The 25561-nt window shown below is 40.7% G+C and carries 24 protein-coding genes; 17 read left to right on the top strand and 7 right to left on the bottom strand.

Features of this window, described 5'->3' with window-relative positions; all coding sequences use genetic code 11:
* Positions 1 to 82 precede the first annotated feature (82 nt).
* From FRX97_RS06710 to FRX97_RS06695, 4 genes are read left to right on the top strand one after another with little or no spacing between them, the layout of a single operon-like run.
* Positions 83 to 709 carry a NifU family protein gene (locus tag FRX97_RS06710; protein WP_147014422.1) on the top strand — a complete coding sequence of 209 codons (627 nt, stop codon included), beginning with the start codon at positions 83 to 85 and terminating at the stop codon, positions 707 to 709.
* A gap of 43 nt (positions 710 to 752) precedes the next feature.
* Positions 753 to 1463, top strand: a complete 711-nt coding sequence (locus tag FRX97_RS06705; RefSeq protein WP_147014421.1) for a polyprenol monophosphomannose synthase — start codon at positions 753 to 755, stop codon at positions 1461 to 1463.
* Positions 1460 to 2794, top strand: a complete 1335-nt coding sequence (locus FRX97_RS06700; protein ID WP_147014420.1) for a dihydroorotase — start codon at positions 1460 to 1462, stop codon at positions 2792 to 2794. Before FRX97_RS06705 ends, FRX97_RS06700 begins: the two co-directional genes overlap by 4 nt.
* 1 nt (position 2795) lies before the next feature.
* Positions 2796 to 3203 carry a hypothetical protein gene (locus FRX97_RS06695; RefSeq protein WP_147014419.1) on the top strand — a complete coding sequence of 136 codons (408 nt, stop codon included), beginning with the start codon at positions 2796 to 2798 and terminating at the stop codon, positions 3201 to 3203.
* Here the strand turns inward: FRX97_RS06695 and FRX97_RS06690 are convergent.
* A complete protein-coding gene (locus tag FRX97_RS06690; protein ID WP_147014418.1) occupies positions 3176 to 4162 on the bottom strand; it encodes an NAD-dependent epimerase/dehydratase family protein in 987 nt (328 codons plus the stop codon). The two genes, FRX97_RS06695 and FRX97_RS06690, sit on opposite strands and share 28 nt — an antisense overlap.
* A 74-nt stretch (positions 4163 to 4236) precedes the next feature.
* Here FRX97_RS06690 and tyrS point away from each other — a divergent pair, with 74 nt between their 5' ends.
* Together tyrS and FRX97_RS06680 are read left to right on the top strand one after the other, a co-directional pair.
* Positions 4237 to 5511: a tyrosine--tRNA ligase gene (gene tyrS / locus FRX97_RS06685; protein WP_147014417.1), complete on the top strand. Its 1275-nt coding sequence runs from the start codon at positions 4237 to 4239 to the stop codon at positions 5509 to 5511.
* A gap of 63 nt (positions 5512 to 5574) precedes the next feature.
* Positions 5575 to 6699 carry a hypothetical protein gene (locus FRX97_RS06680; RefSeq protein WP_147014416.1) on the top strand — a complete coding sequence of 375 codons (1125 nt, stop codon included), beginning with the start codon at positions 5575 to 5577 and terminating at the stop codon, positions 6697 to 6699.
* Here FRX97_RS06680 and FRX97_RS06675 read toward each other — a convergent pair.
* Positions 6685 to 7707 carry a LuxE/PaaK family acyltransferase gene (locus FRX97_RS06675; RefSeq protein ID WP_223266579.1) on the bottom strand — a complete coding sequence of 341 codons (1023 nt, stop codon included), beginning with the start codon at positions 7705 to 7707 and terminating at the stop codon, positions 6685 to 6687. The genes FRX97_RS06680 and FRX97_RS06675 overlap by 15 nt on opposite strands.
* Before the next feature lie 21 nt (positions 7708 to 7728).
* On the opposite strand from FRX97_RS06675, the gene FRX97_RS06670 reads away from it, so the two are divergent.
* Together FRX97_RS06670 and FRX97_RS06665 are read left to right on the top strand one after the other, a co-directional pair.
* Positions 7729 to 8229 carry a hypothetical protein gene (locus FRX97_RS06670; protein ID WP_147014415.1) on the top strand — a complete coding sequence of 167 codons (501 nt, stop codon included), beginning with the start codon at positions 7729 to 7731 and terminating at the stop codon, positions 8227 to 8229.
* A gap of 231 nt (positions 8230 to 8460) precedes the next feature.
* Complete coding sequence (locus FRX97_RS06665; protein ID WP_170227058.1) at positions 8461 to 10488, top strand: LruC domain-containing protein; 2028 nt, start codon at positions 8461 to 8463, stop codon at positions 10486 to 10488.
* Positions 10489 to 10661: 173 nt separating this feature from the next.
* On the opposite strand, the gene FRX97_RS06660 is transcribed toward FRX97_RS06665, so the two are convergent.
* The 3 genes from FRX97_RS06660 to FRX97_RS06650 form a co-directional block, all read right to left on the bottom strand.
* Complete coding sequence (locus tag FRX97_RS06660; RefSeq protein ID WP_223266578.1) at positions 10662 to 12347, bottom strand: Na/Pi cotransporter family protein; 1686 nt, start codon at positions 12345 to 12347, stop codon at positions 10662 to 10664.
* Positions 12348 to 12410: 63 nt separating this feature from the next.
* Complete coding sequence (locus FRX97_RS06655) at positions 12411 to 14051, bottom strand: NAD+ synthase (protein ID WP_147014412.1); 1641 nt, start codon at positions 14049 to 14051, stop codon at positions 12411 to 12413.
* A gap of 12 nt (positions 14052 to 14063) precedes the next feature.
* Positions 14064 to 14708: a porin family protein gene (locus FRX97_RS06650; RefSeq protein ID WP_170227056.1), complete on the bottom strand. Its 645-nt coding sequence runs from the start codon at positions 14706 to 14708 to the stop codon at positions 14064 to 14066.
* Positions 14709 to 14712: 4 nt separating this feature from the next.
* Here FRX97_RS06650 and gldB point away from each other — a divergent pair, with 4 nt between their 5' ends.
* Together gldB and gldC are read left to right on the top strand one after the other, a co-directional pair.
* A complete protein-coding gene (gene gldB / locus FRX97_RS06645; protein WP_170227055.1) occupies positions 14713 to 15744 on the top strand; it encodes a gliding motility lipoprotein GldB in 1032 nt (343 codons plus the stop codon).
* 2 nt (positions 15745 to 15746) lie between these two features.
* Positions 15747 to 16100 carry a gliding motility protein GldC gene (gene gldC, locus FRX97_RS06640; RefSeq protein ID WP_147014409.1) on the top strand — a complete coding sequence of 118 codons (354 nt, stop codon included), beginning with the start codon at positions 15747 to 15749 and terminating at the stop codon, positions 16098 to 16100.
* Here the strand turns inward: gldC and yihA are convergent.
* Both yihA and FRX97_RS06630 read right to left on the bottom strand, forming a co-directional pair.
* The gene (yihA, locus tag FRX97_RS06635; protein ID WP_147014408.1) at positions 16057 to 16692 is read right to left on the bottom strand and encodes a ribosome biogenesis GTP-binding protein YihA/YsxC; all 636 of its coding nucleotides are present in this window, start codon (positions 16690 to 16692) and stop codon (positions 16057 to 16059) included. The two genes, gldC and yihA, sit on opposite strands and share 44 nt — an antisense overlap.
* Positions 16682 to 17443, bottom strand: a complete 762-nt coding sequence (locus FRX97_RS06630; protein ID WP_147014407.1) for an alpha/beta fold hydrolase — start codon at positions 17441 to 17443, stop codon at positions 16682 to 16684. The genes yihA and FRX97_RS06630 overlap by 11 nt, the downstream gene beginning before the upstream one ends.
* Positions 17444 to 17690: 247 nt before the next feature.
* Between FRX97_RS06630 and mraZ the strand changes: the two genes are divergently transcribed.
* From mraZ to murD, 7 genes are read left to right on the top strand one after another with little or no spacing between them, the layout of a single operon-like run.
* Positions 17691 to 18155, top strand: coding sequence for a division/cell wall cluster transcriptional repressor MraZ (mraZ, locus tag FRX97_RS06625; protein ID WP_147014406.1), 465 nt, complete (start codon positions 17691 to 17693; stop codon positions 18153 to 18155).
* On the top strand, positions 18142 to 19068 hold the full coding sequence (rsmH, locus tag FRX97_RS06620) for a 16S rRNA (cytosine(1402)-N(4))-methyltransferase RsmH (protein ID WP_147014405.1): 927 nt from the start codon (positions 18142 to 18144) through the stop codon (positions 19066 to 19068). Before mraZ ends, rsmH begins: the two co-directional genes overlap by 14 nt.
* Positions 19069 to 19070: 2 nt before the next feature.
* Positions 19071 to 19427, top strand: coding sequence for an FtsL-like putative cell division protein (locus FRX97_RS06615; protein WP_147014404.1), 357 nt, complete (start codon positions 19071 to 19073; stop codon positions 19425 to 19427).
* On the top strand, positions 19424 to 21532 hold the full coding sequence (locus tag FRX97_RS06610) for a penicillin-binding protein (RefSeq protein ID WP_147014403.1): 2109 nt from the start codon (positions 19424 to 19426) through the stop codon (positions 21530 to 21532). The genes FRX97_RS06615 and FRX97_RS06610 overlap by 4 nt, the downstream gene beginning before the upstream one ends.
* Positions 21529 to 22992 (top strand): UDP-N-acetylmuramoyl-L-alanyl-D-glutamate--2,6-diaminopimelate ligase, encoded by a 1464-nt coding sequence (locus FRX97_RS06605; RefSeq protein ID WP_147014402.1) that lies wholly within the window; start codon positions 21529 to 21531, stop codon positions 22990 to 22992. The genes FRX97_RS06610 and FRX97_RS06605 overlap by 4 nt, the downstream gene beginning before the upstream one ends.
* On the top strand, positions 22992 to 24227 hold the full coding sequence (gene mraY, locus FRX97_RS06600; RefSeq protein WP_147014401.1) for a phospho-N-acetylmuramoyl-pentapeptide-transferase: 1236 nt from the start codon (positions 22992 to 22994) through the stop codon (positions 24225 to 24227). Before FRX97_RS06605 ends, mraY begins: the two co-directional genes overlap by 1 nt.
* Positions 24227 to 25561: a UDP-N-acetylmuramoyl-L-alanine--D-glutamate ligase gene (gene murD, locus FRX97_RS06595; RefSeq protein ID WP_147014400.1), complete on the top strand. Its 1335-nt coding sequence runs from the start codon at positions 24227 to 24229 to the stop codon at positions 25559 to 25561. The genes mraY and murD overlap by 1 nt, the downstream gene beginning before the upstream one ends.

The following is a 25561-nucleotide window of genomic DNA, read 5'->3' as shown; positions in this document are numbered from 1 at the left end:
TAGCAGTATTTTTGTCAGGCTTAACATCAATTAGAGTGCTAGCGCGCTTTTCTTGTATAGTTTTGCAGGCGAAAGATACATTATGGAGACCAAAAAAATTCCTACATCAGTATATGCTGAAGTTACCCCAAACCCCAACACAGTAAAATTTGTTGCCAACAGGGTAATTATGCCGTTTAGCAGAGCCATAGAATTTAAAACTGCTGAAGAAGTAAAAAACCACGCGCCTTTGGCGACTCAGCTTTTTAATTTCCCTTTTGTTCAGTCTTTATTTTTCAGTACCAACTTTGTGTCGGTTACAAAAACGGATGCGGTGGATTGGGATCTACTCACCATGCAGGTTAGAGAGTTTATTCAGGAATATTTATTGGAAAATGAATGGGCAGTGGTATCCATTCCAGAAGACGACGAAACCGAAGCTGCTACCCAACAAGAAAATAAGGAGGCTCCGAAGGTTGGTCATGCTATGCCAACCAACGAAATAGAGGAGAAAATTGTAGAGGCTTTGGATGAATATATCCGACCAGCAGTTGAAAGCGATGGGGGGGCGATCGACTTTAAATCTTTTTCTGACGGAAAATTAGAAGTAGTTTTAAGAGGTTCTTGCTCTGGATGTCCATCTAGTGTTGTGACGCTAAAAAATGGAATTGAGACGCTGATGCAAAATATGATTCCACAAGTAAAGGAAGTTGTAGCACACGAGCACTAAGCAATGTATTTAGTAATGCTATATTTAGCGGAAATTTTTGGACGTGTCGGATAGTCTGGTCATCATCCCCACATATAACGAGCGGGAAAACGTAGAAAATATTGTTAGGGCTGTGTTCTCTGAGGAACACCCGTTCCATATACTCATTGTGGATGATAACTCCCCCGATGGAACCCAAGATATCGTTCGCGAACTCCAAAAAGAATTTCCAGACCGCCTATTCCTGCATCCTCGCGCGGGAAAAATGGGATTGGGTACTGCCTATATCGAAGGCTTTAAAATAGGTTTAGATAACGGCTACGAGTACATCTTTGAAATGGATGCGGATTTTTCGCACAATCCCAAAGATTTAATCCGACTAAGGCAAGCATGCCAAAATGGGGGAGATGTAGCCGTTGGATCCAGATATTGTAAAGGAGGTAGAGTTAGTAACTGGCCAGTGGATAGAATTCTTATGTCATACTTCGCTAGTTTGTATGTAAGGATAATTCTATGGGTACCCATTAAAGACACCACGGCTGGGTTTATTTGTTACACAGCTAAGGTGTTAAAATCAATAGACCTTAACCGCGTGCGTTTTATTGGATATGCCTTCCAAATTGAAATGAAATATAGAGCCCATAAAAAGGGGTTTTGGGTAAAAGAAGTGCCTATAACCTTTGTAGATAGAAGATTTGGAGTTTCCAAAATGAGTATGGGCATTTTTAAGGAAGCCGTTGTAGGTGTACTTAAAATGAAATTTATGAAGTTATGAGTCAAACGTTAATCAAGGAAGTACGCATAGTAAGATCATCGGGAATTGTAGAAGGAGACCTATTAATAAAGGATGGAAGAATTGCCAAAATAGGATCTAACATTACCCCAGAAGGCGCGCATAGAGTGGTTGATGGAAAAGGGAAGCTTTTATTCCCTGGTATGATAGATGATCAGGTGCATTTTCGCGAACCAGGATTAACACATAAGGCCAACATTAAAACAGAATCGGCAGCTGCAGTGGCAGGAGGTATTACCAGTTTTATGGAAATGCCCAATACCAAGCCAGCCGCTATTACCCAAGAATTACTTCAAGATAAATACGACATAGCCGCAAAGGTGTCTCCAGCTAACTACAGCTTTTTTATGGGGGTGTCTAACGATAATTTGGATGAAGCCCTTAAAACGGATCCAACCAAAGTTTGTGGATTGAAGATTTTCATGGGATCATCAACGGGGAACATGTTGGTGGATAAAGAAGAAGTTCTGGAGGGGATATTTTCTAAAAGTAGCATGTTAATTGCTACCCACTGTGAGGATGAAGCAACCATCCGAGCAAATTCCCAAAGGGCTAAGGATCAATTTGGAGACAATGTTCCAATCCGTCAACACCCAATAATTAGAAGCGAAGAGGCTTGTTACCTATCTTCTTCTAAAGCGGTGGAGCTGGCCAAGAAATACAAGGCAAATCTCCACATTCTTCATATTTCAACCGCCAAGGAAATTGAGCTGTTCTCTAATTTGCCACTAGAAGATAAGCACATTACAGCCGAGGCTTGTGTGCATCACCTGTGGTTCACAGATAAAGATTACGACACCAAGGGAACTCACATAAAGTGGAACCCTGCGGTTAAAAAAGAAAGCGATAGAACTGCTATTCGCAATGCGGTGGTTAATGGGCAAATAGATGTCTTAGCAACCGATCATGCACCTCATACACTAGAGGAAAAAAGTAATAATTACTGGAATGCTCCTTCCGGTGGGCCATTGGTTCAGCATGCCTTTGTGGCTTTGTTAGAGCTGGTTAAGCAGGGCGTATTTACCTACGAACTTATAGCAGAAAAGGCCGCCGAGAATGTGGCAAAAAGATTCATGATCGATGATCGTGGATTTATAGAGGAAGGGAATTTTGCTGATTTGGTTCTAGTATCAGAAAACTCCTGGAAGGTTTCTAAAGAAAATATACTCTACAAATGCGGTTGGTCGCCTTTTGAGGGAGAGAACTTTTCGCATAAAATAGAAGAGACTTGGGTAAATGGAAATTCGGTTTATGCCAATGGAAAAGTGCAGTTTTCTGAGCCGGGAATGCGTTTGAGTTTCTATCGAAAGTAAGATGAGGGTATTAATAATTTTCCTGGGATTTGTAGCTGCTTTTGCAGTTGCTTGTTCAAGCAACGCTCCTCAGGATAACAAGAGTAAACAGACCCAGAAAATTCCAAAAATTCACGATACCACCTGGGTAAATCTTATTACGGAGTTATATTTTGCCGAGGCGCTTAAGAATAAGCGTCAGGTGGCAAAAAAGAACATAGTAGACGAAGTGCGCTGGATGGATTCTACCATTGTCGCACACTATGGCCTAACCCCAAAGGAATTCGAAATGGCTTACGTTGCCTTAGGTAGAGATTTTCAACGTATAGAGCGCATCTACGATCAATGTTTAGAGAAGTTAAGCAGATTGGAAGCTAGAATTAAATCCGATTCGCTTAAAACCTACGACTTTCCAAAAGACTTAAGGTAGCTTACCATGTTTTCCGTAATAAGCTCGGGACTTTGCTTTGATCCATAATGGGTAGCAAACTCTGGAGAATCGTATTGGCTATCGCTTATTAATGCATCAACAGCTGGTTTAGGTAGGGGTTGTGGTTCCTTACTGAATCCGTAAACAATCTTAGTTATGAAACTTCCTGCCTTTAGTAAGGCGGATGAAAGAGGTTTAACCTTTTTGGAGATGCCCAGGTGTTTTGCAATAGCAGCATTTAGCTCTGCAAATTTAAAGGAACTACTCACTGCGGTATTATCTACTACTTCTTTACCATCCGCTAAATCAGCCACGTAATTTGCTAGATCTATAATTTCTACAAAACCTGTGGAACCAACGGGAGCGTATGTCCAACCTTTTTTTATCCAGCTAAAAAGTTGATGAAATTCGTTGTTTGGAGGAGGAGGCCCCAAAACCACACCGGGCCTTACAATTATCCCTTCCAATCCTTCTTCCTCTCCCCTAAGTACCTCTAACTCGCCAAGGAATTTGCTAAGACCATATGCGCTATCGAATTTATCCTCGAGTTTACCTTGCATGTTGCTCATGTAGGAGCAGGTCGCGATAGAACTCAGGTAGATGAATTTCTCGAATTTTAGGTCAATGCAAGCGTTTACTAGAGATTCGGTAAGATCTCTGTTCGCTTCAATAAGGTCGTCTTTATAAGAGTTATCGAAACAGATGAGCCCAGCACAGTGGACAAAAACCTTGTGGTCTGCCAGTTTCTCTCTTACTTCAAAAGGATCATTATAATCTATTTCGCACCAATTCACCAGATTTAAATCTTCAGAATTAATCTGGTAATGCTGTACCAATGAATTAAAATAAGACCGGTCTGCATTGGGTCTTACCAATCCTGTAATGCGCTTTTTCCTGCGTATACACTCTATCATAAAATGGCTTCCTAAGAATCCATTTGCTCCACTAACAACTAACATCTTTACACTTACAGGGGTTAATTTCTTTCTAAGGGCAGCCCAAATATTATATTTGCCCGAAAATGTAACAAGAAATGAGCAATTATGTTGACGAATTAAAATGGAGAGGCATGTTTCAAAATGCGACTCCCGATGTAGAAGCCTTGTTATCAAAGGGTTCTAAGGTAGGGTATACGGGTTTTGATCCCAGTGCAGATTCTCTGCATTTAGGAAACATGGTTGCTATTATGATGCTTGTACATTTTCAACGTATGGGGCATAAACCTATCGCATTGGTAGGTGGTGCAACCGGTATGATTGGAGATCCAAGTGGGAAATCTGCCGAAAGAAATTTACTCGATTTAGAAGAGTTAAGACACAATCAAGATTGTATTAAAAAGCAATTAGAAAAATTCCTCGATTTCAAAGGGGAAAATGCAGCCAAACTGGTAAATAACTACGATTGGTTCCAGGGGATGGGCTTTTTGGAGTTTATTAGAAATACTGGAAAACACATTTCGGTTAATTACATGATGGCCAAAGACTCGGTAAAAAATAGATTGGAAACCGGGATTTCTTTTACCGAATTTACCTATCAACTTATTCAGGGCTACGATTTTTTGCATTTATACCAGAATGAGGATTGTGTTCTGCAAATGGGAGGATCAGATCAATGGGGAAATATTACTACCGGAACTGAATTGATCAGACGTGTTGCTGGTGGTGAAGCGCATGCTATTACATGTCCTCTAATGACCAAGTCTGATGGAACCAAGTTTGGGAAATCAGAACAGGGAAATGTTTGGTTGGATGCCGAGAAAACTTCACCCTATCAATTTTATCAGTTCCTTCTTCGAACGGCAGATGAGGACGCAGAGAAATTAATTAAAATTCTTAGCCTAAAGTCTAAGGACGAGATTTTGGGGATTATAGCCGAGCACAATGAAAACCCAGGAGCTAGGGCCCTGCAAAAGGCATTGGCCGAGGAACTTACTATAAGAGTGCACAGTCAGGAAGATTTAGATCAGGCCGTAAAAGCAAGTGGAATACTGTTTGGGAAATCTACCTCAGATGATTTGAAATCACTTAGCGAGCGTGCATTCTTAGAGGTTTTTGAGGGTGTACCTCAGGCCGAAATAGATCGGGCAAGGCTTGGGGAAATTGATGCGATTGAGTTGTTTTCCGATGAATCGGGCTTTTTAAAATCGAAAGGGGAAGCTAGAAGGGCATTTAAAGAGAATTCCTTATCGCTGAATAAAGAGAAGATTAAAGAAGATTTTAAAGTGGATGAATCTATCCTACTCAACAATAAGTATGTACTTTTGCAACGAGGAAAGAAAAACTACTTTTTAGTAGTGGTTAAAAACTAGAAAAAGAAGGAATTAACATTCAGGTAATATATGCAGCGTTAAGCCGTAATACCTTTACACCACATGAGTAGGAAGCCACCGAAAACATCCAATTCTCTTTCCTCTAGAAATTTTCAACTAGTTGAATTAATCCGCACAGAGAAAATCTTTTTATCTCTGATTTTGGTTGGATTTATTGTGTCTGCTCTTTTCTATCAGCAACGCAACATTGCCATGTGGATAGGTTTCGCTTTTGCAGGTTACGCTGCAGTTGCCAACGATAGTATTCAAACCATTGGAACATTTATTGGTTCTAACCAAAAAACCAAATGGTGGATTTTATGGCTGTTTATCGGAGGCTTGTTTTTACTTACGGTTACGTATAGCTTTTTCGAATTTGATGGCGATGTTACCTATCAGCGCTTAAGCGATGGAAAGGGAGGAAGTAAATATCCTCACCCGGAATCCTTTTCTTATTTGCAGGTAGTTGCCCCGCTATTTTTATTGATCATAACGCGTTTAAGAATGCCGGTGTCAACCACATTCTTATTGTTGTCATCCTTCAGTGCAACTTCAAGTGGAATTACATCAGTATTAGCTAAATCCTTGTCTGGATATGCCATGGCTTTTATTGTGTCTGGAGTTATCTGGGCAATTAGCTATAACTACATCCGAAAGTGGTTTAAGCATAGGAAAAGTCATAGAGCTTGGACCATTATTCAGTGGATTACTTCAGGTACGCTTTGGTCGGTTTGGATTATGCAGGACGCCGCTAACATTGCGGTGTATTTACCTCGCCAGTTAGATGGAGTCCAATTTCTTGGTTTTGCAGCGGTTATTTTCCTTGGCTTAGGAGTGATTTTCTATCTAAAAGGTGATAAGATTCAAGGAATTGTAACCGAAAAAACAAGGTTAGAAGATGTTAGAGCCGCAACTTTTGTCGACTTTATCTATGCACTTCTGCTTATTTATAAGCTATTCATTTCAACGGTTCCGCTTTCTACTACCTGGGTTTTCCTTGGGGTCTTAGGGGGTAGAGAAATTGCCATTAATATTCTTAGAAAGAAATCGGGTAAAAAGCACGTTAAACAATCGTTCAAGATTGTTGGAAGAGATATGCTTTATGCACTAATTGGACTTGCGGTTTCTATTATTATCGCCTTGGCGGTAAATCCAACTATTCACGATGCGCTTTTAGGCAAGCATTAAATTACAACCTCGAGCTTCGCTGTTATCTAGTCTTCCCAAAACATTAAACTGAGTAGCGTTGGTTTTAACGCCAATGTCATCGGTTGCGATAAAACTACAGCTGTCTATATTGGCCAAATCGATCACATTTATTGCTCCCGATTTTCCGGGAGATAAAACTGAAAATGGGTCTCTGATATCTCTAATTTGAATCCCCATCCATGGAGCAGGTGTAAAAACGCCATCGGTGAAATAGGCTTGAGACAATAATTCCGTCATTCCGTATTCGCTGAATATGTGCGTGGTTCCGTAATGTTTGTGTAGTAATTGGTGGAGTTCTGGTCGGATAATTTCTTTCCTTTTACCTTTCATCCCTCCAGTTTCCATGATATGGAGATTATTCCAGCTTTGTTTGCCCAATTTTTCAGAGGCTTCCAATAAGGCATGCGTTACCCCCCAAAGAAGAACCTTTTTCTCTTGGGATAAGTAGGAGTTGATATCTTCAAAAAGACGGTCAATTTCATTCAGGTAAAAGGCACCCTCCCCACTTTTGTTTTTAGATATAAGCTGATTGACCATGTACACCAACGAAGCATTTTTACGCTCCAAATAACCAGGTAAAAGGGCAAGAATAACCCAGTCTTGTGCGGGCCCAAAAACACGTTCAAAACCATTTAAAAGGCTAGACTCGTAAGTGGATGGATTTAGAATAAAGTGCTTACTGGTGTTGGTTTTTGTTGTTCCACTACTTTCGAAGCAAAGCTTGTGCCCATTAGAACCGGAAACAACTTTATGTGTTTTGAAAAACGAAATAGGCAAAAAGGGAATTTCCTTTACGGTATTAACCTCTTTCCAATTTTTGCCAATTAACATACAATAGGATTGATAAATCTCGTTATGTTGGTATTGGAACTTAAATACTTCCAATGCACAGTGCTCAAAATCTGAGGGGTTTGAGCTGGTGGCGGAAAGAATTTCGTTAAAATCTGGTTTTACCAATGCCGGCGATTTTAGCGCAAATAACGCCAATAAATACGTTATTTTTGGATTATGAAATTTCGGGTAGTATTTGCCGTATTGGCTTCTTGCATGTTCTTGGCTTGTTTAAAAAATACAGACTTGCCGCCCGAGCCTGTTATTAGTGAAGTACGAACGGTAGTTTTTACCGATTCTGCTCGCTTTACTATTGTATTTACCGATGGAGACGGGGACATTGGTCTTAATCCAGGTGATACTTTCCCACCTTTTGATAAAGCTTCTTATTTCCATTCCAATTTGTATTTCAATTACTTCGAATTCCGAAATGGAGCCTGGAAGCGAGTTTATCTCAACATAGACCCTCAAACCGGAGATACCATAAACCCTTTTGCCTATCGCATTCCTGTTCTTGAGACGGATGGAAGAGATAAGACCTTGGAAGGAGAAATCAATGTGGATTTACCTTTTGCTCTTGGGTCTGGAAATGCCGATACCGTTCGTTTTGAAGTTGAGTTGTACGACAGGGCCCTTAACGTGGGTAAGGCTACTACGGAGGCTATCATTCTCAATTGATTACCAGGGTATTACCTTCTTTTTTAGATTCCAGTTCCAAAAACTGATTTTCATTAGTTAGGGCCAAAGGCAGAAATACCAAGGGTTTTGAATAAAAAACTTTTGATTCCCTACATTTTTTAAGAGGTATATCATACCTAATCTGTGAGTAAGGTTATGGCCATATATAGCAGTGGTCATTTGAAATCCGTTGCTTCCAAGGCACTTTTACTCCCTGATATAGCTCCAATTATGAAAACTCTAACCCAAATTTTAGCCCTCTCATTTTTGTTGCTTCTAGGATGTAAAAAGTATGTGGTTAATGAAAAACCCATCGCAAATCCTGGAACAGCAGATATGGTAGTCCCCGATGGTTTTAGTTATGAAACAACTAAAAATGTTGAGGTAAACATTCAAGTTTCAGATCTGGAAAACAGACCTTTAGCTTATAAAAGTGTAAGATTTTACTCCAAAGACCCCGTAGACGGTGGTGTACTTTTGGGTAAAGGATATACCGATCCACAAGGAAATTTAAAATCATGGTTACACGTACCGACCTATTTAAATGAGGTCTTCGTGCAGCTTGGTTTTGTTGGTTTTGCCAACAACCAAACCGTGGGAATTAACAACGGTAAGTTGAATATCACTTTTGGAGGATCCCAGAAAGCCAACAGGCAATTTGCATCCAATGCTTCGGCAAGATGGAAATCTGGAAATGCAAAAACTCGTATTGGTTCATCCAACTTCTTTTTAATGAGTACTTATGATGCAAATGGAGTACCGGCAAATTTGGAGGTTCCGGGCGATGTTGTGTCTACAGATTTACTAAACGACATTAATGGGGCGCTACCAAATTCTGGTGGAGATGCGCCAAATGTAGCGGCTAGTGGAGCAACCGATGCTACAATAGTTGAATTATCACAGGTTTGGGTAACCTTTATTAGCGAAGGTGCGGGATTTACTAATTCCCTAGGGTTTTATGTTTATGATACCGATAATCCACCAGCTTCTCCAAATGATATTGACTCAATTTTTGTGATTTTCCCAAATGCTTCATTATTGAATTCGGGTGGAGGATTGCAGGCTGGAGATAAGGTTTGTTTAGGAATATTTCCAGCAGGTGTTTCAATTGGTTGGGTGCTGTTACAAAATGCATTTAAAAACAACCAAGTACTAACTGATAGAACCAAATTATACTCTAATAATGAGTGGAACCCAGAGACTGTGGATAGCCTTCGTCCACATAACGTTCAGTTGTTAGATCCAAATCGCCAATTAGTGGTGGTTGGTTTTGAGGATGTGAATAGACAGAATCCTTCTTGTGACAACGACTTTAACGATTGTATTTTCTACTACACAGCGAACCCATTCACCGGTCTAGACAAAACGGGATTATATGGTTTAGTTCCTTGTGATGATAGCGATAACGACGGAGTGGACGATTGTAATGACGATTATCCAAACGATCCTGCTAGAGTAGCAGACACCGAATACCAAGGAACTTTAGCATATGAAGATTTGTGGCCTCATGAAGGAGATTACGATTTTAACGATATGGTTTTCGATTACACCTTGACCCAAACTACAAATGCCAGTAATGAAGTCGTGGATATTTTTGGAACCTTTACCCTAAAGGCTAATGGTGCTGGATTTAACAATGGATTTGGAATTCAATTGGATAATGTGGCTCCTGGAGATATAGCGTCATCTTCACTGAGTTTAAATGGTAACGCTACAGGAAGTCAAGAGTTAGGGAATACTTTCGCTACCTTCTTACTTTTCGAAAATGCGAAGGTGCACATGAAGCCTACAAGCGATTTTGTTAATACCGTTGTTGGTGCACCTTATGTAAACCCTGTGACATTTGATTTGAGTATAGGATTTAGTACGCCGCAGCCTTTAGGTGATATTGGCTTCCCGCCCTATAACCCTTTTATATATGTTAATAAACCAAACGAACCTGTTGTGAGAGGTCGTGAGGTACACCTCCCCGATTTGGTACCTACAAGTATGGTAGACCACAGTTACTTCGGTGTTGGAGATGATGATACAGACATTGTTACTGGTAAATATTACAAAACCGTAACAAATTTGCCCTGGGGTCTACATATCCCTGGTGGTGGATTTGATTATCCTCGTGAAACGGAAGATATTAGAGATGCATACCTAAATTTCGTAAACTGGGCTCAAAGTGGAGGTCAGCAAAATGCAGATTGGTATCTAGATATTAGTGGAAATAGAGTGAGTTCTAGGATTTATACCCCACCTGTTAATCCATAGATTAGGATTCGAGAATCAACACTAAGAAAAAGAGGCTTGCTAATTATTTAGCTAGCCTTTTTTGTTTTTGGCAAAAGTTCTAGGTAAGCAATAAATAATCAATCCCCCTTGAAGAGCTTGATTACTAATTATTGTCACTTAGAAAGATAGGTGAGTAGGATATTCGAAACTGCCTAGGACATAATGCCAGCATGGGCCTCATTAATTTTAAGGACATGATCCCCAATACGCTCTATACTGGTGTATAATTCGCTAAAAACCATGGCGCTTTTAATGTTGAAATCACCAGATTCTATGCCTTTAAGGTGCAGCTTTCTTAAGCTATTTCGCTTTTTGTTAATGGCGCTTTCCAGTCGGTATGCGTGTTCCAAGTTGTCGGTTCTACCTTCTTGGTGAAGCATGTTGTTAATCATTAACTGATTTGCCTCTTCCAATAGGTCTATCATAGACTTAATCCCATCTCTTTGATTGGGCAAAAAGTAAATTTCCTTCTCAATTTTGCGATCAAATATCTTGGTGATTTGGTAGTACAAATCTCCAATGGTTTCTATATCATTAATGATGCTTAAAAGTCTTCCAACCTTTAGAGAAGTCTCATTAGAAATAACGTCTTCCGTTAAGCGAGATAAGTATTTGGTGACTTCCTCCTCCGCCTTGTCGGTTGCCGCTTCGTGCTGCCTAATTTCCGCCAAAATCTCCTCCTGAATGGCTCTATCCGTGGTCTCCAACAATCGGCTTACCTTTTTGCAATTGGCTGCCGACTCCTTGGCCAATTTGGTGATCTCTCTGGTTACCTCTAAAAGTGCCAGTTCTGGGGTTTTCATTACCCCACTATCTATGTATTCAAGACTGTATTTTTCGTCTTTGGCCGTTTTCGGTTGTATCCATTTCTCTAGCCAAGATTCAAGGGCTGGAACAAACGGGATAATGAGTAAGGTCGTGATGACATTGAAACTGATATGAAGGATCACTAAAATCCACTTCTCAATTTCAAAGCCCATTTCCATTCCCAGATTAAAAGAATGAATACCATTGGTTACTACCCTGATCATCCATGCCAAGGCCGGCACAAACCAAAGCGCTCCAATAATATTAAATAGGCTATGGAAACGTGCAACCCGCTTACCATGTGCATTGGCAATAACTGCGGCAATATTTGCTGTAATCGTTGTCCCAATGTTTGCCCCTACTACCATTAAACCAGCAAATTCTAACGTAATGGCTTCTTGCTCGCATAGTACCAGGGTTAAAGCCATAGTGGCACTAGACGATTGAAGTAAGAGTGTTAAAATGAATCCTGTAAGGATAAACGCGATCGAGGATAGCCACCACGCTGAAGAAATGTTCTCTACAAAAGAAACAGCATCTAGGTCAATTCCGGGAATTGCATCGCGTAGAAACTCTATAGAAAGCAACAGAATACTAAACCCAATAAGAAATGAAGAAAGAGATCTATGAGAGTCTTTTTTAGAAAATAATAATGGAAGCCCCAAGGCTACCATAGGTAAAGCCAGTGTATTAATGGAGTAGTTGGTAAAACCAAGCGCTGTTACCAAAACTGCAGTAGAAGTGGTCCCAATGTTGGCTCCCATAATTACACCCATTGCCTGGCGTAATTTTATTATTCCAGCATGTACAAATCCTACTACCAGAACACTAATAGCACTAGAAGATTGAACTAGACCAGTGGTTAGCAGACCAGTGAAAATACTGGTTACCCTATTGTTGGTTAGTCTATTTAGGGTGGATCTTAAATTTTTACCTGCGAGTTTTTGGATACCCTCACTCATGGTTTTCATCCCATAGATAAATAGGGCTAGGGCACCAAAACACTTGAGTACGATAAAAAACAGATCCATTGATTTCATGAGGCCGCTAAGGTAGTTGAATACCAAATACGAAATGTGAAGCTTAAATTAAGCTTATCCCAAATACTTAGCAACTATGGGCATTCTTCTGCCTTGGCCAAATGCCTTTTTGGTTACTCTTAAAATAGGAGGGGTCTGATGGCGTTTGTATTCGTTAATATTAACCAGCTTAAGCGTTTTGCGAATAGTGGCTTCATCCGTTTCAGTTAAAGCTCTAATGATCGCATTGATGTCTTGAGTTTCTTCGATGTACAGTTTTAGAATCGAATCTAAAGTGTCATAATCGGGAAGTCGGTCGCTATCCAATTGATCAGGTCTAAGTTCAGCCGAGGGTGCTTTAGTAATTATATTTTCCGGAATTACCACTCCATTTTTGTTCAGATGACGTGCAAGTCGATAAACATCGGTTTTGTACACATCTCCAATTACAGAAATTCCACCACACATGTCTCCATACAAGGTGCCAAAACCGACTGCAATCTCACTTTTATTGGAAGTGTTTAGTAAAATTTGACCTTGTTTATTGCTGATGGCCATAAGAAGTACCCCTCTTATTCTCGCCTGCAAGTTTTCTTCCGCCAAACCAAAATCGGTTTCGGAAAATGGTTCTTTAAGGGTTCCCAATAGTGCGTGGTAACCTTCTTTTATGGGAAGTTTGTATGAATTACACCCCAATATATTTACCATTTCTTCGGAGTCACTTACCGAGTGGTCACTTGAAAATTCTGAAGGCATTAATACCGCAGTCACATTTTCTTTTCCAAGTGCTTCAACAGCAAGTGCCAAGGTTACGGCAGAATCTATACCGCCAGATAAGCCAAGAATTGCGCTTTTAAACCCTAGTTTTCGGAAATAGTCCTTAATCCCCAGAAGTAGCCCCTGGTGAATTCGCTCTATTCGCTCTATTTGCTTCTCTTCCTCGAAATTTGAGAATCGATCGCTTTTATTTTCCCAGAAAAGGAGCTGTTCTTTAAAGTAGGGACCTTCGATTAATTTCCCGTTTTCGTTTATTACGCAGGAACCACCGTCAAAAATTAATTCCGTTTGTGCACCAACCTGGTTTACATAAATCACGGGTACTTTATACTGGTCGTAAACCGCCTTTACAGTTTCTAGTCGCTCCTCTCTTTGTACATCAGAAAAGGGAGAACTGGCAATGTTTATTACCCCCATTATCTTGCTTTTCCTAAAAAGCTCTTCCAAAGGGTGGATAGCATATTGAGAATCGGGTTTTAAATCCCATATATCCTCACATATTGTTATGGCCCAAGTTTCACCGTTTATTTCGGTGGGGTAAACCGACTTTGATGGTTCGAAATATCGGTATTCATCAAAAACGTCGTAGTTGGGTAACAACATTTTTTGATGCTTCGATTGAATTTTTCCATCTGCCAATACAAAAGCAGAATTTTTAAGGTCTTTTCCTCTGGAATCCTTGTTGAAATCGGGTCCCCCAACTATGGCAGTAATTCCAATGCATTCTTTAGCAATGGTTTCCATTTCTCCTAGGCAACACTGCACAAAATGATCGAAATCTAAGAAGTCTCTGGCCGGATAACCAGAAATGGCCAGTTCTGGGAAAAGGACCACATCTGCTCCCTCTCCCTTGGCTTTTTTGATGTTCTCAATGATCTTATTTCGATTCTCTGTAAAATTCCCGATGTGGAAATTAAGTTGCGCTAGGGCGAATTTCATCAATGCTGGATTTTAGAATAAAATTCCTAGGGATACGGTAATGTTATATGGCTTTACGCTAGGCTCGTCGGCCTTTTTCTTGTACAAGTTGGTGAAGCCATTGTGAAAATCTAAACCAGCCACAAAACTGGTGTTTCCACTTAAATTATATTCAGCACCAATACCCACAAGTAAGCTCGCTGAGAAGAATAATAGGTCGGATTTATTGTTGATTTTGCTATCTCCAACTTCCTGCTCACCTGCAATCTTAAATTTGTTACTCAAACCAAACTTCCCGAAATAGGTCATGTAACCAACCTCGTTAGATTTTAGCTTAATAACTGTTGGTAGCTCTATAAACTGAACCTTTTGTTTTACCTGAAGTGTGTCTCCAGATTTAATGGCTCCGCTTTGGTTAAATACATTTAATCCACTTAAAAGCGCATAGTTGTTATTCGCTCCAAAATTCAATTCGGTAATCAATCCGTACGAGTAATTAAAAACAGAGCCGTCGTTTTCGAATTGGTCGCTATCCGTTTTTAACCAACCAAAGTTTGGGCTAAAATGTAAGCCAAGTCTAAAAGGCTTGTCCTGAGCTTTAGATGGTAGATAAATTAACAGCATCAGAGTAGCTATTGCGCTAATTTTTAAGAATTTTGCGGGCTTGAACTGGGACATAATCATGAAATTTTGGGTTAACGTATTAATTGCTTGCTTTTTCATTGGGTTTGTATCCTGCGAAAATAATCGCTTTGAGGCTAATATAGATAACCAATCTTTCAATGCGAAGGTTTTTAGAATTGATAAAGAATTATTCCAAGCAACCCAGGACGGTAATTTAAGTGAGTGGCTTAAGTTAAAAGAAGCAGAATTGCCAAGCTTTTTTCCCATTTACACCTCAGAAATTATGCGTGTTGGATACCCCGAGGACAGTCTTGCTGCTTTTAGGTTACAACAATTTTCTTCGGATACCCTTTGGCAGGGACTACAGCTAGAAATCGATGCAGAATATCAAGATTTCAACGAAGTCTATCAGGAGCTGGGAAATGCCATTTTGCGGGTCCAGTATTTTTTCCCTGAGTTAAATACACCCAATATCGTGTGCTTTAATTCTGGATTTAATATTGCGGTATATCCGCATAAAGAATTTATAGGGTTAGGATTGGAGTGGTTTCTAAATCCTGAAAGTCGCTACGTAAAAATGCTTCCTCCCAATAATTTCCCCCTGTACAAAAGGCAGGGTATGGATAAGAAATACATTGCCTACGATGCGGTTAAAGGCTGGTTGTTAAATCGAATGTACAACGACTACTATTTCAATAAAGACCTTTTACACGAAATGGTTTTTTATGGGAAAGTAATGTTGGTTCTAGAACAAGCATTCCCCCAGGCAAAAATTGAAGATCTTTTTAAGTTGGAAGAAGAACGTATGCGTTGGGCCGAAGATAATATGCACGGAGTTTGGAAGCATATTGTTTCTAAGAACCAATTGTTTAGTACCAATGCACGAGAAATTAATAAATATGTAATGGACGGTCCGTTTACCAATGAATTTGGATCGGAATCGGCGCCTCGTTTGGGGTGGATTATTGGCTGGCAAATGCTTAAAGACTATGCCGATGAGCACGATAATCTGACCTTGAAAGAAATAGTAGAACAAAAAAATGAGCAGGACATCTTAAAGTCCTTTAATCCTAAATCGTTTAATAAATAGTAATGGGAAAAGATTCTAAAATAGAGCTTACGGTGAGTACGGATGAAAATCACGTACCCGAAAATATTAATTGGAAGGCAGAGTTAGAGGGGATTGATAGCGATGCCAAAGCACTGCTACTTTCGGTTTGGGATAAGAAGGAAGAGAACATGCTACGTATCGATCTTTGGACTAAAGAAATGACCATAGATGAAATGAAGCACTTCTTTTATCGCAGCTTATTGAGCATGGCAGATACCTTTGAACGTGCAACTAACGAAGCGCAAATCTGTAATGATATGCGCGATTTTGCACACTATTTTGGGGTGCAAACTAAGATTGTGAGTCCGTCTGGGAACGACGAGGGGGCGGAGTAAATCCTGCGTTTACCTCCTCTATAAGATTTAAAATCTCATCTTTTCCCCGACCAGTTTCGGCAGAGCTGAGTATTATTTGTGGAAGCTGCTCCCATTGGGTGAGCAGCTTTTTTTTGTATTTGGTTAGGTTCTTATTGGCCTCTCCGCTACCAAGTTTGTCGGTTTTGGTAAATACAATTACAAAGGGGACTCCTTTTTTACCTAACCAGGCAAGAAAATCTAAATCGTTTTTTTGAGCTTCGTGCCGGCTGTCTATAAGTACAAAAACGCATTGTAGGTTTTCTCTGAACTCCAAGTAATTGTAGTTCATCCCCATAAAGCGCGTTCTGTCTTTTTTGGAAACTCTTGCATATCCATAGCCCGGTAAATCCACCAAATACCAATTGTCATTAATCATGAAATGGTTAATGGTTTGGGTTTTTCCAGGAGTGGAAGAAATTTTCGCCAGCTTACTGTTGCCAGTTAACATGTTTATTAGCGAAGATTTTCCCACGTTAGATCGACCAATAAAAGCATACTCCGGATAAACAGGAGTAGGACATTTACGATAATCGACTTGAGATATTAAAAAGGTGGCGGTTTTAATTTCCATGTTCGGCTAGCCAGCTATCTAAATGGCTATTAAAAGTTTTTGGGTGCTCCATCATTGGAGCATGGCCACATTGGTCTATCCAATACAATTTACAATTGGGTAAAAGTTGATTGAATTCTTCTGCTACTTCTGGAGGGGTTACGTTATCGTTTTTTCCCCAGATTAGGCAGGTTGGAACTTTAATTTCAGGAAGTTCCTTAGCCATATTATGTCTGATGGCAGATTTCGCCAAAGATAAAATGCGGATTAGCTTACCCTTATCATTTATAATGTCATAACATTCGTCTACCAAATCTGGAGTCGCGTGTTTAGGGTCGTAAAAGGTTTCAGCAACTTTTTTCTTGATGAACTCTCTATCCTCTCTTCTCGGGAAGGATCCTCCCATGGCGTTTTCGTATAAGCCAGAAGAACCGGTTAAAATTAATCGATCTACACGATCTTGATGTTTAGCGGTATAAACCAGTGCTACATGTCCTCCAAGCGAATTTCCTAAAAGGTTAACCTGGCCTAGGCCCTTGTGAGCAATAAATTGATCTAGGTACTTGCTTAGTTTTTTAACGTTTGTCTCTAGTACAGGTAGTTCGTAAATGGGTAAAAGCGGAATTAAAACCTTGAATCGGGTCTTAAAGTGGTCCAGCACCTCGCGATAATTACTTAATGCGCCAAACAATCCGTGGAGCAGGATCAGACTCTCTCCCTCCCCTTCTTCAATGTACTTGAATTTACCTTCTTCCTTTATGTCGATATCCATGCCTGTAAATTATCAAAAAAAAACTCTCGGTGAATAAAAATTCGAGTTACTCGTCCTCAATTCTTCTCCACAGCGCAATGTTAAATTAAAATTTTGAAATGGGCTATAACCTTTATCAGATAAAGAAATTAAGGCCTCCGCAATAAATCTTCCAAAAAGGAAGTTTTAAACATTAATCGGTAAGGTGGGGAAAAGTGGGAGAAAGTGGGGGAGTTTTTGTATTTTTACCATAAGAATTAGTGTGGCAATGTTAAACCTTCTCGGAGAATATCAGTGTAAGCTTGATGCAAAAGGGCGTCTAGGTTTACCTTCTGGCTTGCGAAAGCAGTTAGGAGAGGCCGAGAAGATGGGCTTTGTGCTCAATCGAGACATTTTCGAAGCTTGTTTGGTTTTGTATCCCTCCGAAGAATGGAAAAAAATATCTAAGCAAGTAGCAGGATTGAATCGATTTGTGAAAAAGAACGCCATGTTCATTCGTCGCTTCAACAATGGGGCAACTCCAGTAGAGCTGGATGCTTCGGCAAGAATTAATATGCCGCCTCGCCTTATGGAGTATGCGGGATTGGAGAAAGAGGTCATCGTAATTGGAAACGGTGAGCGTATAGAAATCTGGGATAAAGCGAAGTACGAATCCTTTATGGATGAAGATGTAGACTTCGCTTCGCTGTCCGAAGAAGTTATGGGAGGACTAGACCAAGATGTCGATGCCTAATTATCATATACCAGTATTGTTCTTTGAGGTTTTGGAACATTTGGCAATTAAGTCAGATGGGGTCTATGTGGATCTTACACTCGGAGGTGGAGGTCATGCAAAGGGAATACTGGAGAAACTAGGGCCGAAAGGTAAATTGGTTGTTTTCGATCAAGATCCCGATGCATGGGATAACGCTCCCAAAGACGATAGGGTTGTTTTGGTGAAGCAGAATTTTAGACACCTTAAGAAGTACCTCAAGTTTTATGGGGTAAAGCAAATTGATGGTGTGCTAGCCGATTTGGGTGTTTCTTCTCACCAGTTCGATGAAGCCTCTAGAGGTTTTTCCTTTCGTTACGATGCGGAATTGGATATGCGAATGAATCCTCAAAAAGAGTTGAGCGCAAAAACGGTGCTCGCTGATTATTCTGAGGGCGATTTAAAAGATATATTCAAAAAGTATGGCGAAATAAGACAGAGCCATCTTTTAGCCAGGAAAATAGTTGCTCAAAGAACCGAGCAGCCTATTAATACCACCAGAGAATTGGTTGCCCTGGTAGAATCAGTCTTCGGCAAGCGTAAAACCGATGCGAGTTTGTTGGCTCAGGTTTTTCAGGCGTTGCGCATAGAGGTTAACGAGGAACTGAAAGTATTAGAGGAGTTTCTGGAGTCGCTGCCAGAAATTCTTTCTCCAGAGGGAAGAGCAGTTATTATCTCCTATCATTCATTAGAAGATAGGCTGGTGAAGAACTTCTTCAAGAGTGGGAGCTTAAGCGGAGATCAGGAAAAAGATTTCTACGGAAACCTAATCCGACCATTAAAGCCGCTGACCACAAAGCCCATTGTTCCAACCCCAGAAGAAATGCAAAGAAATTCGAGAGCTACCAGTGCAAAAATGCGGGTAGCCGAAAAAATAGAACAGAGTAAACAGTAGTAATGAATACGTTTAAGGCAAATACAAAAAAGAGCAATGGGGTTTCCCTAGCTCGTGTATTGGTCGATTTTCTCAATGGGAGTTTCCTGACGAGAGAGTCGGTGCTTAAGCAAGTGCCTTATTTGCTCTTCCTTGTTTTTATCATGTTCATCTATATCGGGTACGGTTATTACGCAGAAAAAACCGTGCGAAAAGTATATAAGATGGATACCGAGGTGAAGGAGTTGAAAAGTAAATATACCTCTACCTTTTCTCGCCTCGAAACCAAAAAACAACAATCTAATGTAGCCGAAACAGTTTCGAATCTTGGTTTGGTTGAATCTCGTGTCCCACCCTTTAAAATAGTTGTAGAAGAATGAAGGGACCGGCATGGAAATATTACATGGTTTTTATCGTAGCGCTAGTTGCTGGGTTGGCCATTATTTTCGGGATTTTCAAGATACAGGTTATTGAAGGAAGCCATTGGAAAAACAAGGCCGCCGCTTTAACTACGAAGTACAGAAAAATTAAGGCCGTTAGGGGGAATATATATTCTGCCGATGGTAATTTATTAGCAACATCTATACCCGTATATAATGTAAGGATGGATGTAAATGCAGATGCGCTTACCGATGATGTGTTTTACGCCAAAATCGATTCTCTTGCATACTGTTTAAGCAATTATTTTAAAGACAAAAGCCAGCGTGCCTATAAAAACATGTTGGTAAGCGCTAGAAAAAGAGGTGAACGCTATTTATTAGTGAAATCCAACATCGGTTATCTGGCACAGCAAAAGGTAAAAACCTTTCCCCTTTTTAGAAAGGGTAGGTATAAGGGTGGATTGATTTTCGAAAAGTTTACTCGAAGAAAGAAGCCTTTTGGAATTTTAGCGGAGCGCACCATTGGTTATGAAATGGAAAATGTGCATCCCGTAGGATTGGAAGGAGCGTATTCTGATGTGTTAGCTGGAACGGAAGGGATGCGCCTAGAGCGTAGACTTAGTGGTGGGGTTTGGATGCCAGTTGGAGACGAAAACCAAATTGACCCGAAAGACGGAATGGATATCATTACCACCATCGACGTTAACATCCAGGATGTAGCTGAAAAGGCGCTGTTAGATCAGTTAAGGAAACACGATGCAGACCATGGTTGTGTCGTGCTAATGGAGGTGAAAACAGGTAATGTTGTTGCTATTGCTAACCTTGCCAGGTCTTCAACTGGTGCGTATTCCGAAAGTTATAACTACGCGGTAGGTGAGTCTACCGAGCCCGGGTCTACCATGAAACTTGCTGCATTAATGGCGGCTTTAGATGATGGTCATATAAGCATCGATGATACCGTGGATGCCGGCAATGGGGTGCACTACTACTACAATGTTCCTATGCATGATACCAAAGATGGCGGACATGGAGAAATTTCGGTTAAGCGAGCCTTTGAGGTGTCTTCGAACATTGGAGTTTCTAAAATTATAAGCAAGCATTACAGTAAAAATCCACAAGCGTTTGTAGACAAGCTATACTCCTTCCGTTTAAACGAACCGCTTGGTTTAAAAATTGCAGGAGAGGGTAGACCAAAAATTCAGCATCCTAGCGATAAGGCCTGGTCGGGTATATCGTTAACCCAAATGAGCATAGGCTATGAGATGCTAATGACGCCAATGCAAATTTTGGCTTTCTACAATGCCGTTGCCAATAACGGGGTGCTACTTCGTCCCAATTTCGTAAAGCACTATGCCAAAAATGGGAAGATTGTAAAAACCCTTAAGCCCGAAATTTTAAATCCAGCCATTTGTAACAGGAAAACAATTGAGCAGCTTAAAGTGATGCTCGAAGGTGTTGTGGAGGAAGGAACAGGAGCTAATTTGAAGAACGCACACTTCAAAATTGCTGGAAAAACAGGTACTGCCCGTATTGCAAACGCTTCATACGGATATAAGTACACTTCTAAATATTCATATCAGGCATCATTTTGTGGGTATTTCCCCGCCGATAACCCCATGTATAGTTGTATTGTGGTGGTAAATGCGCCATCCAATGCTGTGTACTATGGTAACCTTGTGGCGGGACCCATTTTCAGGGAGATTGCTGATAAAGTCTTTGCAAGTCAGATAGAGCACCACAGTCCGCTAAATGCCGAGGATCAATTATTAGCTGGAAACGTGCCGGTTTCCTTAAGCGGCTACTACAATGATTTGGTAACTGTGTTCAACGAGTTTAATGTAAGAACCGTGAACAAAGGGACGGCGGGGCCTTGGGCTAGAACTTCTACAAAAGATAGCGAGGTGGAAATCCTTCCATACGAGAGTGAAAAGTATCCCAAACTGGTGCCTAATGTAGTAGGTATGGGCTTGATGGACGCCATATATCTTTTGGAAAATAGAGGGCTACAAGTGGTTGTGTCTGGTAGAGGAATGGTTAAAAAACAGTCCATCCCACCGGGTAGAAGAATCCGCGCTAACGAAACCATAAAAATCGACCTTTCATGAAGTTGTTGAAAGACATATTGTACGGTTGCCGTATCGTTGAGGTAAAGGGAAATACCAATATAGCGATAGAGCAAATAAACTTCGATTCTAGAAAGGTTGGAAAACTGCATTGTTTTGTAGCTATTGCAGGAACGGTTTCCGATGGACATCACTACATTGAATCGGCTATAGAAAAAGGAGCAATCGCGGTAGTTTGCGAAGAGTTTCCAGATCAACTTGCCGAAGGGATTACCTATGTAAAAGTACAAGATTCGAGTAGGGCACTGGGAAATATGGCCTCGAATTTCTTCGATAACCCTTCCGAAGACCTAAGAATAGTAGGTGTTACGGGAACCAACGGTAAAACTACCATTGCAAGCTTGTTGTACGAGTTGTTCTTGCAATTGGGCTATAAAGTAGGGTTGGTAAGTACGGTTGAAAACAAGATTAACCGTGTAGTTAAACCCTCTACCCATACCACTCCCGATGCAATATCGCTTCAACAACTGTTGTCTGAAATGCGCGAGGCGGGCTGCCGCTTTGTATTTATGGAGGTTTCTAGTCATGCCGTAGATCAAAACCGCGTTGCGGGTATCACATTTACCGGTGGAATTTTTACCAATATCTCTCACGATCACCTCGATTACCACAAAACATTCTCAAACTATATAGCTGCGAAAAAGGCCTTTTTCGATATGCTTCCAGCCGATGCCTTTGCTATTAGCAATCTTGATGATGCCAATGGTACGGTTATGCTTCAAAACACAAAGGCTAGAAAAAGATACTACGCGGTTAAACGCCCATGCGACTATAAAGTAAAGGTGATAGAAAACCTACTTACTGGGTTGCAGCTCGAAATTAATCATCAAGAAATTCACTGCAGACTAATAGGGAAGTTTAATGCCTATAACATAGCAGCAATATACGCGGCTGCTTTGGAGTTGGGGCAGGATTCACTTCAAGTACTAACGGCTATAAGCCTGTTGGGGCCTGTAGCGGGTAGATTTCAATACATAAAAACTCCGGGCGGGATAACGGTAATTATCGATTATGCCCATACCCCAGATGCCCTAGAGAATGTACTAAAGACCCTAAACGATACACGAACTAAAACTGAGAAAATAATTACTGTTATCGGTTGCGGCGGCGATAGAGATAAAACCAAAAGACCAGAAATGGCCAAGGTGGCTACCGAATTGTCAGACCGTGTTGTTTTTACTTCCGATAACCCACGTACCGAAAATCCAACCGCCATACTTAACGACATGAAAGCAGGCGTAGAGCCTCAGCATTTTATGAAGTATACGGTGATTGAAGATCGTGCCGAAGCTATAAAGCAAGCCATTCAGGAAGCGAATAAGGAAGATGTGGTTTTGGTTGCTGGAAAAGGTCATGAAACCTACCAAGAAATAAATGGAGTAAAACACCCCTTCGACGATGCTGAGGTGGTGAAACAAACTTTAAATCTCTTGAAAAAATAATGCTTTACCACCTATTTACATATCTCGATTCTGTTTACGACCTTCCTGGGGCTGGGGTGTTTCAGTACATCTCTTTCAGGGCGGGAATGGGACTTATTTGCTCGCTTATTATCTCCATGTTATTTGGGAAGAGACTCATAGCTCTTTTGCTGGCCAAACAGGTGGGAGAAACCGTTAGAGATTTAGGTCTTGATGGTCAGAAGGAAAAGCAAGGAACCCCAACTATGGGAGGGTTAATTATTCTGGCCTCTATTATTATTCCAACCTTACTTTTTGCCGACCTCACAAACATCTATGTGCAATTGCTGCTGTTTTCTTCGGTGTGGCTCGGAGCTATCGGATTTTTAGACGACTACATTAAAGTTTTTAAAAAGCGCAAAAAAGGCCTGGCCGGATCTTTTAAGGTAATTGGGCAAGTGAGCATAGGTATTATTGTTGGAGCTGTTCTTTATTTCCATCCTGATGTGGTGACTAAAGAAAACACCTCGCACGAGAACAAAAGCTTGTTTTCGGTTGAAAATACCCAGCAAACAACTTATGATTGGGAAACCACTAAAAACGTGAAAACCACCATACCTTTTGTTAAGGACAACGAGTTCGATTACGCTTGGTTATTGTGGTTTATGGGCGAGGACGCCAATAAATATGCCTGGCTTATTTTCATTCCTATCGTAATTTTTATTACTACCGCAGTTTCCAATGGAGCTAACATTACAGATGGATTAGATGGGCTGGCAACTGGTACCTCAGCAATAATCGGCATCACCCTTGCTATACTGGCCTACTTGTCGGGTAACTTCATTTTTGCCGACTACCTTAATATTATGTACATCCCTAAAGCAGGGGAGTTGGTGGTGTTTATTTCTGCATTTGTAGGAGCCTGTATAGGGTTTTTATGGTACAATGCATACCCGGCCAAGGTATTTATGGGAGATACAGGGAGCTTGGCATTGGGTGGGATCATTGCAGTTTTTGCAATAGCCATTCGCAAAGAGTTATTGATCCCTGTGCTTTGTGGAGTTTTCCTAATCGAGAATCTTTCAGTAATAATTCAAGTAGCATATTTCAAGTATACCAAGAGGAAGTTTGGCGAAGGAAAACGTGTTTTCCTTATGTCCCCGCTCCACCATCACTACCAAAAGAAAGGCATGCACGAGGCCAAAATCGTAGCTAGATTCTGGATTGTTGGTCTCATGCTTGCCGTATTAACCGTTGTAACCCTTAAGCTCCGCTAATGAATAAGAAGGTACTCATATTAGGGGGAGGTGAAAGTGGCTGCGGTGCTGCAGTGTTGGCTAAAAAGAAGGGGTGGAATGTCATGCTTTCTGATGCCAAGGCTATTGCTCCTGCCCGAAAAGCACTTCTCGATAATTTGGGTATTTCTTATGAGGAAAATGGACACAGCAAGGACTTGTTGAATGATTGTGACCTTATTATAAAAAGTCCGGGAATCCCCGAAACTGCTCCGCTTATTAAAGAGGCGATTTCGAAAAACATTTCCTGGGAAGATGAGATAGAGTTTGCTGCAAGATATGCTTCTGGTAAAACCATAGGCATTACGGGTAGCAATGGAAAAACAACCACCACCCTTTGGACTTACGATATTTTTAAAAGAGCAGGGCTGGATGTTGGTTTGGCTGGAAATGTAGGTAAAAGTTGGGCGGCTCAACTAGCCGAAGGAGATAAAGATTACTGGGTATTAGAATTGTCTTCTTTTCAGATTGATGGCTTGCGAAAATTTGCCCCAGACGTTGCGGTGCTTTGCAATATTACCGACGATCATTTAGATCGCTACCAATACAAAGTGGAGAATTATGCCAAATCCAAATTGTCGCTTTTAGAAAAACAAAAAGCGGGGCAATTCGCGATAATCAATGCCGATGACGCCCTTACCCAAAAGTATTTGGATAGAGCATTAATCAGCTCAACCATATTCGAATTCAGCGTAGAAAAACAAAATACGGCAGCAAAATTAAATGCCGACAACATAGAATTTCACCTAACCACAAATAGCTTAATTATGTCCATCCACGATTTAGCGTTACACGGAAAGCACAATGTGCAAAATGCAATGGCTGCTGGTATTGCTGCCAACTTGCTAAACATCAGAAAAGAGGCAGTAAGAGAAAGCCTTCAACAATTCGAAGGAATTCCACATAGATTGGAGTTTGTTGCCTCAGTTCATGGAATTGAATTCATTAACGATTCAAAAGCAACCAACGTAAACTCTACCTGGTGGGCATTAGAAAGCGCCGATAAGCCAGTGATATGGATAGTTGGTGGAGTAGATAAAGGAAACGATTACAGTAGTCTGGTTCCCTTAGTACAGGAAAAAGTGAAATCAATTATCTGCCTTGGAAAGGAAAACCATAAAATTCTGGAGGCATTCTCTGGAGTCATTCCAACCATTGTAGAAACGGCATCGGCAAAGCAAGCGGTAGAAACGGCATACCAATTGGGCAAAAAAGGGGAGTGTGTATTGCTTTCTCCAGCATGTGCCAGCTTCGACCTTTTCGAAAATTACGAGGATAGAGGAAACCAGTTTAAAGAAGCGGTGAGATCACTGTAA

It is taken from the genome of Luteibaculum oceani, from assembly GCF_007995015.1.
Lineage (GTDB): Bacteria > Bacteroidota > Bacteroidia > Flavobacteriales_D > Luteibaculaceae > Luteibaculum > Luteibaculum oceani.
The sequence above is the reverse complement of the archived record's forward strand: the minus strand, read 5'-3'. Positions and strand labels throughout refer to the sequence as shown.